Annotated in this window: 8 protein-coding genes; 5 read left to right on the top strand and 3 right to left on the bottom strand. The window is 48.4% G+C overall.

Annotation, left to right across the window (positions count from 1 at the left end; genetic code table 11):
• The first annotated feature begins 83 nt into the window (after positions 1 to 83).
• The 5 genes from BI292_RS21550 to BI292_RS21520 all read left to right on the top strand — a co-directional run bounded on the left by BI292_RS21550 (position 84) and on the right by BI292_RS21520 (position 6,999).
• Complete coding sequence (locus tag BI292_RS21550; RefSeq protein ID WP_101209094.1) at positions 84 to 305, top strand: 4-oxalocrotonate tautomerase family protein; 222 nt, start codon at positions 84 to 86, stop codon at positions 303 to 305.
• Positions 302 to 919 carry a DsbA family oxidoreductase gene (locus BI292_RS21545; protein WP_101209093.1) on the top strand — a complete coding sequence of 206 codons (618 nt, stop codon included), beginning with the start codon at positions 302 to 304 and terminating at the stop codon, positions 917 to 919. The genes BI292_RS21550 and BI292_RS21545 overlap by 4 nt, the downstream gene beginning before the upstream one ends.
• Positions 920 to 996: 77 nt before the next feature.
• Positions 997 to 1,707 carry an SDR family NAD(P)-dependent oxidoreductase gene (locus tag BI292_RS21540; protein ID WP_101209092.1) on the top strand — a complete coding sequence of 237 codons (711 nt, stop codon included), beginning with the start codon at positions 997 to 999 and terminating at the stop codon, positions 1,705 to 1,707.
• An 820-nt stretch (positions 1,708 to 2,527) separates the two neighbouring features.
• Positions 2,528 to 4,630 (top strand): GNAT family N-acetyltransferase, encoded by a 2,103-nt coding sequence (locus BI292_RS21530; RefSeq protein ID WP_101209090.1) that lies wholly within the window; start codon positions 2,528 to 2,530, stop codon positions 4,628 to 4,630.
• Positions 4,631 to 5,670: 1,040 nt separating this feature from the next.
• On the top strand, positions 5,671 to 6,999 hold the full coding sequence (locus BI292_RS21520) for a protein kinase (protein WP_157831289.1): 1,329 nt from the start codon (positions 5,671 to 5,673) through the stop codon (positions 6,997 to 6,999).
• A gap of 297 nt (positions 7,000 to 7,296) precedes the next feature.
• Here the strand turns inward: BI292_RS21520 and BI292_RS21515 are convergent, their stop codons facing one another.
• From BI292_RS21515 to BI292_RS21505, 3 genes are all read right to left on the bottom strand, one after another.
• Positions 7,297 to 8,424 carry a hypothetical protein gene (locus BI292_RS21515; RefSeq protein ID WP_101209087.1) on the bottom strand — a complete coding sequence of 376 codons (1,128 nt, stop codon included), beginning with the start codon at positions 8,422 to 8,424 and terminating at the stop codon, positions 7,297 to 7,299.
• A gap of 656 nt (positions 8,425 to 9,080) precedes the next feature.
• The gene (locus BI292_RS21510) at positions 9,081 to 9,383 is read right to left on the bottom strand and encodes a hypothetical protein (RefSeq protein ID WP_101209086.1); all 303 of its coding nucleotides are present in this window, start codon (positions 9,381 to 9,383) and stop codon (positions 9,081 to 9,083) included.
• Complete coding sequence (locus BI292_RS21505; RefSeq protein ID WP_101209085.1) at positions 9,380 to 10,360, bottom strand: integrase domain-containing protein; 981 nt, start codon at positions 10,358 to 10,360, stop codon at positions 9,380 to 9,382. Before BI292_RS21505 ends, BI292_RS21510 begins: the two co-directional genes overlap by 4 nt.
• Positions 10,361 to 10,756 lie beyond the last annotated feature (396 nt).

Genomic DNA, 10,756 nt, shown 5'->3' with positions numbered 1-10,756 from the left:
CTTTATCCCCCCGACCCAACCCAATACATTTATCTCCAACGCCTACCCATCATCCCGAAGGGCTGGCCACTGGAGATTTCCTCATGCCTTTCGTAAGCGTGCGCATCACCCGCGATGGCGTTACCTCCGAGCAGAAAGCTCAGGTGATCGCCGAAATCACTGAAACCCTGCAGCGCGTTCTCAACAAGGACCCGCACCTGACCCACATCGTGATCGAGGAAGTCGACACCGATAACTGGGGTTACGCCGGGGTGACCACCACTCAGTACCGAAAACAACTGGCCGACGCGCAGGGAAAGTCATGACTGCGTCCGTCGCTATCGACTTCATCTCCGACGTGGTCTGCCCGTGGTGCGCGTTGGGCGCGACGGCGTTGGAGCAAGCGATCGAAAACGTGGCTGGCGAAGTTGCGGTGGAGTTGACCTACAAGCCGTTCGAGTTGAACCCGGACATGCCGGCCGAAGGCGAGCACGCGGTGCAGCACTTGATGCGCAAGTACGGGCGCACTGCCGAAGACGTCGCGGCCGGCAAAGCGCTGCAGATCGCTCGCGGCGAGGCCATCGGTTTCAAGTTCGACTTGGAGAAACGCAGCCATTTCTACAACACCTTTGATGCCCATCGATTGCTGTTATGGGCATTGCCGGAAGGACGGCAAGTTGCACTCAAGCGAGCCTTGATGCGCGCTTACTTCAGCGACGGCCAGAACCCGAGTGATCGCGAAACACTGGTTCGACTGGCCGCACAAGTTGGACTGGATGCGCAAGCAGCGCGGGAAGTACTGGCGTCCGGCGCATTCGCCAGCGAAGTGCGTGAACTTGAAGCGTTCTATCGCCAACGCGGGATCAACTCGGTCCCGGCCATGGTGTTGAACGGTCGTCACCTGGTGTCCGGTTCGCAGTCCGTCGAGTACTACGAATAGATGTTGCGGCAAATGGCGCAGGCGCCTGCTGAAGCCTGATCAATCTTCAAACCATCATTTATTAGTTGAGGTCCATCATGAGCAATTCGAGAAAAGTCATCGTTATCACTGGTGCGTCGCAAGGTCTTGGTGCAGGAATGGTCAAGGCATTCCGTGAACTGGATTACCAGGTGGTCGCCACCTCGCGTTCAATCAAACCGTCCACCGACCCGGATATTCACACCGTAGCCGGCGACATCGGCGACCCCGCCGTCGCCCAGCGCGTAATCCGCGAAGCCATCGAGCACTTCGGCCGCGTCGACACACTCGTCAACAACGCCGGAATCTTCGTCGCCAAACCGTTCACCGCTTACACCCAGGAAGACTACGCCGCGGTGCTGTCGGTGAACTTGAATGGCTTTTTCTACATCACCCAACTTGCAATTGCCGAGATGGAAAAACAGGCCAGCGGGCATGTCGTCAACATCACCACTAGTCTGGTGGACCACGCGATTGATGGTGTGCCGTCGGTGTTGGCTTCGTTGACCAAGGGTGGGTTGAATGCGGCGACCAAGTCCCTTGCGATTGAATACGCCAAGCGTGGGATTCGGGTGAATGCGGTTTCCCCAGGCATCATCAAAACACCGATGCATGGTGAAGAAACACACGCCGCGTTGGGCGCACTGCACCCGGTTGGGCATATGGGGGAAGTGCACGACATTACCCAAGCGATTGTGTATCTCGACAGCGCAAAATTTGTCACCGGGGAGATTTTGCATGTTGATGGCGGGCAGAGTGCGGGGCACTGAGGCCTGATTTACAGACGTCGGAAACAGCGAAGCCCTCGTAGTTCTACGAGGGCTTTGATTCGTATTGTGCTGGCACCAAAAGTCGCACCTGGAATGAGAATAAATCGGCCCCCTTTCATAGCGCGGTAAAATCCGAGCTATCGTTCCAGATGGGAGCAATTCGCTACTTATCGGTGATAGGTCGACAGATGGAGCGATACAAAAATCTCGGCGGCGATTCGGGTGTCATCGCTTACGAGTTAGGACAGGGGGAAATTACTGTTCAATTCGCGGATGGGCCGTACAGAAATTATGTTTACGATTCGATCAAGCCCGGTGCCGCAACCGTGGCCGAACTGCGGCGCTTGGCAGTGGCAGGAAGGGGTTTAAATAGCTACATCACACGCTTTGTGAGGGCGAACTACTCCCGCAGATACTGAGGGGGAGCTCAAATTCAAGCTTCTTGTATTTCAAACCCCAGAAACAACAAAGCCCCTGCATTTCTGCAGGGGTTTCGTTTTGTATGGTGCGGCACCAGGGGTCGAACAAGTAGCTAACGTATTGAACTTATAAGAAAATATTTCTACTAGTTAGACAGACTACCTCATTCTCTACCCTTATTTAATTGTGTGTAAGTATCGATCATTACCTCGTCTTAAATAGATCAAATTATGGCTTTGGGCGAGCTTCGCTTTCTACTACGGTGCGACATGCGGATTAGTATTTTTTATTCGGTATTTTAAAGGTCTACGACTTTTGTTAAGGGCAGGTGAGCGCTCAGCTGATTCGTGCTATTATACGTTCCTAATAACTTGTCCTTTCAGTAAGAGTTTGACTCGTAATGGAATACACAATATTAAAAAGCTTTGATCATGTTTCTTTGTACATAGATCAAGTTTCAAATATCGCTGATAATAACAAGGGCGCATTTGGCTTTTTGGCTTCTTCAGCATATGATCAAATGGCGTCAAAAGGACAGCTGTGGGTAATAGTTAATGAGGCTAGAGAGCTAAAAGGGTATCTGATGTTTGGCGGCACTATGCCGAGTATTAAAGTTTTCCAGATTTACTCCTGTCGCTCTGTAAGAGGGCACAGAATTGGTTCGCGCTTAATAAGTTCGTTGAAAGATTTTGCGAAAGAGCACGGCTACCATTCCATTGTGGCTAGGGTGGCTTCTGATTTGCCAGCGAACGAGTTTTGGAGCAAGTTAGGGTTTCAGGTTTATAAACAGGTCAAGGGCGGAGAGACGACTAAGCGGATTATTAATGTTCGTGGATTCGTTGTGAATGATAATGACTTGTTCGGCTCATTAGGCAACGAGCGAGTAGGCGTTAGACCAACAGGACCTGTACTTAAAAAACGGATTTATGCTTTGGATCTTAATCTTCTCTTGGATGTCTCCAAGGCAAGGCCAGGCTATGAGCAGATAGTGAAAATCATGCAGGTTGGATTCCAAGGAGGATTTTCGATTTGCATAACTCCAGAGTTCAAAGCGGAGCTTGAGCGGCAATCGTCACACTTTTCGGATGATCCAGTTTTGAGAATGGCTGGAGCATTCCCCGAACTAATGGCAAATACTGATGTTCAAGAAATAGCTGAATCATTGAGAAGAGATATTTTTCCGTCTAGAGCAGCAGGTAGAAAATCAGCTCAGAATGATGAGTCTGATTTACGGCACTTAGCTTATTGCATATCTGCGAAAATAGATGGTTTCATAACTCGCGAGAAAGCACTTCTAAGGTCTTGCAATGATATTAAATATAAGTATGGATGTTCTATACTTTCGCCTGATGAACTTATCACGGATAATGGATTCTCAAGGTCTGATAAGCCGCTTAATTCTGATTTTTCGTTCTCTTCTTCTACTATGACTGATGAGTTAAGTGCTTTTTTAAGCTCTTTTTCAGTGCCAGGGCTAGTGAGTGAAAGTCTTGACTCGGCCTCTCCTACTAAAGAGGGGGCGAATGTATATGAGGCGCGGCTGGATGGGGAGTTATTCGGCATATATTATTTCCAGAAACCGGTTAAATCTTCAGGGCATGCATTAGCCGCGTTGTATATCGATGAGAGCCGTCCCCAAGCAATCGCAGCAATTGACCACTTTCTAGAAATGGCTTTGAGATATAAGTGCTCGTTCTCGCATCGCCTAGATTTATATATCGGGAAAGATCAGGATATCACTGCGGAAACCCTTACTAAGAAAGGCTTTTTCAAATCCGCTGATCATTTTGTAAAAATTATGAGTAGTGAATTTTTAGACCGTAAAAACTGGTCGGACTTCGCTCGAACCGTAAAAACTTTTTGCGAGTTCAGTATTCCAGAAAAGCTTCCTTCAAAGAAGGAGCTTCAAAATACCGGAATATTTATCTCTGATGCATTTAATGAGTCTCAAGTATTTTCTTGGTTCGATTTCGAGACCGCTATTGGGCCTAAGTTTATCTTGAGCTCCGATAGGGATTGTATCATAGTGCCTATCCGTGAAAAATTCGCTAATGGGCTGATAGGTAACGTAAAGAACCAACTGTCTCTGCTATCTAGTCATCAGCAAATATTTCTACTTGAGAAAGCGTATTTTAGGTCGCCAGTTAGAGAGTCTATTTTTACACGGGGTGGGGTTATTGCTTTCTACGTTTCTGGCATAAAAAGCATTCAGGAAATCATAGGTTTCGCACGAATTACATTTTCAGATGTCATAGATATTGACGAGGCAGCCGTTAAGTTTGATCGACAGGGTGTTTTGTCAAAAAAAGAGCTACTTGATATTTCTGATGGGGCCGGGCGTGTTCATGTCTTCACGTTTGATAACTTTATTGAATTTGATCGGCGCGTATCATTTTCAAGAGCGAAAGAGTTGGGTCTAATAAGTAATGCTAACTTAGTCTCCCCTGAGCGAATAGGCGTGGATAAGCTGAAGGTGTTAATTGGGGAAGCCTATAATGATTGAGGCGCTGGTGTCCATAAAGCCGAGGCATGTGGATAACATTATGCAAGGCAAAAAAAGTGTTGAGCTGAGAGTTAAGCCAATCAGTTTGCCACCTGGGTCACGACTATGGGTGTATACAACTCTACCGGTGGGTAGGATAGATATGTCCGCACAGGTAGACTTTGTAAAGAGTCTGCCTCCAGAGGAAATATGGACAAAGTATGGAAAAGAGATCTGTATTTCAAAACTTGATTTTGATCTATACACAGCTGGGCGCGATCTAGTAACAGCTATCGGCTTGAAAGACATAACTATTTTAGATCAAGGTGTATGCTTACCTTTGATTCGCATGAGACTTGGCAAGTTTCAACCCCCACAGTTTTTTTCCAAAATAGCCCCGAATAGTCCGCTACTCAAGCTTCTTTGTGGGGGGGATGAGGTGGCTAGCGATTAGGTATGGCTATATAGGGTTTAGATAGTAACGAAAATTCGGGGCAGACCACAATTAATTTAGCGCTTATGGTATTTCTAGCCCACCATGAGGATGAGCGGTGGTAGCGCAATTGGGGCAAACACCGAGCATCACCCATCAAAAATCAAAACCCTTTCTGCTCGTATCATCACGGAGTGCTGTCGGTCTGAACGTAAAATATCCAGAGCAGCATACGGCATGGTAAACCACTAGAGCTTGAACGTTGCCAATTATTTCCCATGGATAATAGGCAGAAGTCGGCCAACAGTGGATACCCCCCCTATCGACTGTATCGAACCAATTGCTAGCGCTAGACTTGGCACCTATCAGATATCGAGAACCGCTATCCAATTATATTACATGTTTACCTGCACACATTGATGAGCCTATAGCTACCCGTCTTACCCACGCCTATGGCGAATGAGAATCTTCCCAAGATTTATATTTTCTGATACTGCATGGGCTCCCGCCTTAAAGTTCGGACTTGTCCATGGATGATGGCGACGAGATTAGCCACAGATTAATCGTGATTTCCTACGTTGATTACAGTACCGTTGTACTCTAACGTTTACATGGTATGGAGCGAGTAATGAGCTATAGTGCAGGCGATTTAATTGACGATCGATATATAGTTTCCGGTATTTGCAGTGATAGTGGGGGGATGGGGCAGATCTTATTTGTAGAGGATGCCACAAAGGAGAAAAGCGGTAGGTTGGTTTTGAAGTATTGTCGCGAAGAGGACGATGAGTACATCAAACGGTTTCGAAGAGAGGTTAGGCTTTTAGAAGGGTTTGCGGGGAACTCCAAGGTTGTTAGCGTCCTAGACAGTAATGTGCGCCACGAACCTCCATACTTCGTGATGGACTACTACCATAATGGCGATCTAACAAAAATTATCGATGAAATTTCGGGTAGCCCTGAGAAGCAAGAATCTATATTCAATCAGATGATTGATTGCATTTCCGAGCTTCATTCCCAGGGCGTATATCACAGAGATATAAAGCCACAGAATTTCTTAATAGGTAAGAGGGGCATCGTCGTATCTGATTTCGGGCTTGGCATGGAGCCCGGGTCCTCGTCCAGGTTTACGAGTAGCTCAATGTTCTGGGGGACTCAGGGATATCTGCCGCCCGAGTTTGGGAACGGTGGATTTAAAGGTGCAGATGAAACCGGCGACATATTTATGCTCGGCAAGAGCTTATATGTTCTACTTACCAGGCAAAATCCTACTTATCTGATGGAGGGGGTAATACATCCAGCGTTATTTCACGTGATTGAAAGGGCGTGCGAGCTTGATAAGAAGAGACGATATCAAAATCTATCGGATATGAAACAGGCGCTCCAGATGGCCTACGACGTTATCATCGGACGTGGAGGGAGACTGGGGCAGGTCAATCAATTGATATCATCAATATCTGACCGGCTGGCTAATGAGAACAAATTCAGTTCGGCCCAAGTTATTGAATTTATCAATAGTTTAGGGTTGCTCGACGACGATGATAAAATACGAATTTGCCTAGAGATTGGTCGTGATTTCATTTCTTTGCTAGTACTTCCGAAACTGGTGAGTTACGTACCATCATTCTTAAAAATTTATTCTTTGATGGTCGCCGATGCGCAGTACAGCTGGGCTTTCGCTGAAGTGATTGCTAAAAACATGAAGGTAATATTTGAAGGGGAAGATGTTTCCCCGCGAGCTAGAGCTAGAGCGCTTGAGCTGGCTATTGATAGTGCCCATCAGATGAACAGATTTGCAGCTATGAACACCTGTGAGTCAATGATAGTGTCTGTCACTGATGAAGAGTTAGATGTTTATATTGTGGATGTAATGCAAAGGAATAATCACAGTTTTATTGAGGAGATTGAGCCGTCGCAGTGTAAGTCAAGTGCCATTAAAAAATATCTGAAGTCATTGTAGTATGCGTGTCATGATAGTAAGTGACGAGAGTTTGCAGCTTTGCGTAATCAAGGTGGGTTGGGAGTCTCCACTGAGCTACTCGGCACTGTCATACGCTTGATTCCAGGCCTCGCTGTCACGGGCGGGGATGGCAGCCCGTTGTGATTGAGGTCATGAAGGGGTCGAACAGAAAGCCTACGATGCCTTCGGAAGATCCCCTTTTCGCCGCTTTTTTGGGGTGGACACGTTGCTCTTGGCCGATTTCTGCCTGTCGCTACCGGCCGAAATCGGCCAGTAGAGGAGGGTCGCGAATGGCTGTCAGAAATAATCGAAGGGCTCAGAGTCGAAGTGTTTCCACTCAACTTCATCAAAATAATTAGGTGCGTCAAGAAATCTCTGAATTATGCCAAAATCTGACGGCATAAAGTCCTCTACCAAGATGAACCACAGTGCATTTCTTGCTTCCTGAATAAACATCCGATCTTTAGGATCCTTCCGCAGCAATCGCACAATAAGCGCGGATAGTATTGGCGCCGCGCTCGCCGCATACGTAGAAAGATCAAACAAGCCAAACTTAACCTCCCATTCAATCCGTTTCTGCGCCGCAGCATATTCCCCAATATTTTTGAAAGAGAACAGGTCTTTCCCGGTTACCAACTTATACAATAGCAGCCCCATAGCCCAAGAATCATACTTATTGTACTCGGACCCCGAAGCCTCCCAGTCGATAAAGGTCTCGGGAGGTAGGTTATAGAACGAGTTGGTTATCTCTCTCCCGATGCCATTATGAATGGTGACCATGTCGTCACTATCATTTTCGCTGTACTCGAAGTGCATTCTGCTATATGACTGACCCCAGTCCAGAATGATGGTTTTATAATCTGGCCGCTTAGAGTGTAAATCGATATCTTCATTTAGAAGAATAATGTTTCCTGGATGCAAATCTCGGTGAGTTACGAACATGCTAAAATGCTCGGCGGCCCCAAATACTCGGTACGCTACCGTGAGCCGATCTATCAGAGGCGCATTGCAAAACTTTTCTCCAAACCAGTCTAACAGAAGTGTTCCATGAATCCTTTCCGTAACCAAGTAGAGGATCTTTCCATCAAACAATTCACCATCTGCCAAATATTCCGGTGTCTTTTTTATAATTCCGTTGAAAAGAGCTCGCTCCTTCAGAAAACTGGCCTCATTTCTAAATCTTGCTCGTTCCAGCTCAGAGCGAGGAAAGATACAAAACTTAACGAATACATCTCTGCCTGTTTCTTCATCTACACCAAAGAACCCTGTCGAGCTTTTTCCGCCTGAGACTTCCTTATGAAGTCTATACCTTCCCTCTAGAAGGGAGAGGCCTGTCATATCAAAGAATTTTTTTTCTTTGACTGCATTACTGGTGCCGGTTAGCATGCGTACAAAAGCCTCAAATAGGAAATGGAATGCCTTCATTATATCGGGGCTTCGCTGAGCCACTGAGCTCGGTCGAACAAGTTAATATTTTTCACCATTCCCCTCGCATCCCTCGCGAAACTAGCTTGCAAGTCCACGATCACGCTGATGCATGGTTTCTCAAGCGATTTGGTATCAAAGCCAGAAGTACAACCATAATTTGCTCTACAGATTTCTCTCAAGCCAGATCCTACGGCCCAACCTATCGTATTACGCCCTCTGAGCCCTCTACAATATTTTATAGCCCACTAGTCAGGGATTTTCTAGAGCACGAGACTGAATTGAACTCAACATCTCAAGCGGACGTATGGGCTTGGCTAGAGAAGAAGCAATACACCGTTGTCTCGAACGTCGAAAATATAAAATCGGACTTTTTAGGTGAGGTAATGGTCTGCTGCACGAACTTTTTGGCAGTCCCCCTCATTTAAGAAGCCTCGGGCTTGTCCCGTGCTTCAGGCAACCACTCGAGCACAATATCCCCGATTCTCCCTAGAGACAGTGCTTGGTTAAAAGAAAATCGTTGTGTCGCGATATGCTTCAAGAATCTCGGGAAAGCAGGCTGTTCAGTTGGCTCGCGCAGTGTGATATCAACGACAGCCACTTGTTACCCTGAAAGTAGGTCGATTTTTGAATCAAAACTACCCCGGATTCGTATGTCAGTTATGGTTGTTTGCTGACCTTCGCTTGGCGGTAAACTTCCAGGATTTTCGTAGGCGATGAGTGAGTAATTGCATGGTCAGCAAATAGTAATAGCGCGTCGAGTCAGTGCGCTGGTTTAGGTGGTGATTTAAAAACCACGCAAGGTGTTTTCTCTGCCAAGTCCATGGATTGTCGCGTTGCCAGCGTTCAGCGATTGCTGCTTGGATAGTTTTGGCCTGACGAATGTGGCGTTGGCGTGTGGTATGCGACCCGGTCAGGACGCCCGCCATGAACAGATCCATATCGAATGCCGTGCTCATGCTCGACCACCAATGTAAGCGACCACCACGACGATACGGTTGTGCCCTAGCTCATAGCTGATTTGTATTCGGGCATCTTGATCTAGGCTTCGGTCGAGTTGATAGCAATGACCACCGTTGATTGGGGCGGGGTGGTGGGCGATTTGCTCATAGCGTTCGCACGCATAGGCTGCCCGCAATTCGTGGAAGCCTTTGAGGTCGTGCTTATGGATGATGTCCCGTGCGGGGCGGACGATTCTCTGCAAGAAATCGAGGTAGCGTTCGTTCGGTGCAAGTAGGTTGCGGCTGCCGTCGGGTGAGACCTCATCGGCAAACCTCAGCGCATCACGAATATGATCATCTACCGTAATCCAACGAGGGGCCGAGGCGCCCGAGCGGCCACCTTTGGTGCCGTCCTGAACGTTGATCTTGCCGTATTGTTCGGCCTCATGCTTCAGGCGCGGAAGGTCGGCTAAAATGGCTTCACGTAGACGCATGCCGGTGGCTCGCGCTAACTGAGCGATGGCCGCGCCCCGCGGCTGCTGGTGTGCGCAAAGCACCTCTACGATCCGCTTCACGTGTTCGCGGTCTTGGCCTTGCGGCACCGAACGACGAACACTGGTGCGCCGCATTCCCAGCGCCTTGCTCGGACTTAGCAATTTCACATACTGATCACCGCGGAGCGCGGCCATGGTCCGGTTCACACTGGACAACCGGTTTTGCGCGGTGGCGATGGTCAGCTCACCTTGTTCAACGTGCTGGCGCAGATATTCGGCATAGTCCAGTAAGGTTTGCCGATCAATCTGCCGCGCGTCGTTAAACCTAGGTCCTTCATCCGATCGACACCACCGCACAAACGCCTGCCACCGATCACTGTGCGCTTTGACCGTCCCGTAATGCCCGCCGCCAAACAGATCACGTAGCGCCTGTGGCCCGGCATAACTCAGTTGCCGTCCATACCCAAAGTTCCGCCCAGCCCGTCTACCTACCAATCCCATGCTCAAACTCCTCTCGAAGCCAAACCTTTAAAACCTTCCCCACGTCATCCCGCCAAGAATGTTGAGTGTTATCAGGGATCAAGGCCCCTGCGACCTGCGAGGGTTGTCTGCTAACGCGGGACTGACGACTCCTTACGACCGGGAGCTTGGGCATCTCATGATCTCGCCTCCTGAACACTTCCAAAGACGTGGGCGGGTGGAGGCTGCGCTGGCTGACGAGACCAATGCCGCGAGATCCTGAGTCGGGTGAAGGCAGTGATGCGATGATCGGGGCATGCCTGACTGTCAGTCAGGTGCAGTCCATTCCGTGGGCTGCGGCACCATCATCTGCATCGCTGTTGCTGGCGACTTCGGTGTTTGTCAGACCGATTGTCACGAGGGGGAATGCCGCAAAGC

The sequence above is a fragment of the Pseudomonas sp. 43NM1 genome (assembly GCF_002836905.1).
In the GTDB taxonomy this organism is placed as follows: domain Bacteria; phylum Pseudomonadota; class Gammaproteobacteria; order Pseudomonadales; family Pseudomonadaceae; genus Aquipseudomonas; species Aquipseudomonas prosekii.
This window is presented reverse-complemented; position numbering and strand designations above follow the sequence as displayed.

Excerpts from the sequence above, each read along its gene's own strand:
- BI292_RS21550 (WP_101209094.1), top strand. The coding sequence starts at position 84 with ATGCCTTTCGTAAGCGTGCGCATCACCCGCGATGGCGTTACCTCCGAG.
- BI292_RS21545 (WP_101209093.1), top strand. The coding sequence starts at position 302 with ATGACTGCGTCCGTCGCTATCGACTTCATCTCCGACGTGGTCTGCCCG.
- BI292_RS21540 (WP_101209092.1), top strand. The coding sequence starts at position 997 with ATGAGCAATTCGAGAAAAGTCATCGTTATCACTGGTGCGTCGCAAGGT.
- BI292_RS21530 (WP_101209090.1), top strand. The coding sequence starts at position 2,528 with ATGGAATACACAATATTAAAAAGCTTTGATCATGTTTCTTTGTACATA.
- BI292_RS21520 (WP_157831289.1), top strand. The coding sequence starts at position 5,671 with ATGAGCTATAGTGCAGGCGATTTAATTGACGATCGATATATAGTTTCC.
- BI292_RS21515 (WP_101209087.1), bottom strand. The coding sequence starts at position 8,424 with ATGAAGGCATTCCATTTCCTATTTGAGGCTTTTGTACGCATGCTAACC.
- BI292_RS21510 (WP_101209086.1), bottom strand. The coding sequence starts at position 9,383 with ATGAGCACGGCATTCGATATGGATCTGTTCATGGCGGGCGTCCTGACC.
- BI292_RS21505 (WP_101209085.1), bottom strand. The coding sequence starts at position 10,360 with ATGGGATTGGTAGGTAGACGGGCTGGGCGGAACTTTGGGTATGGACGG.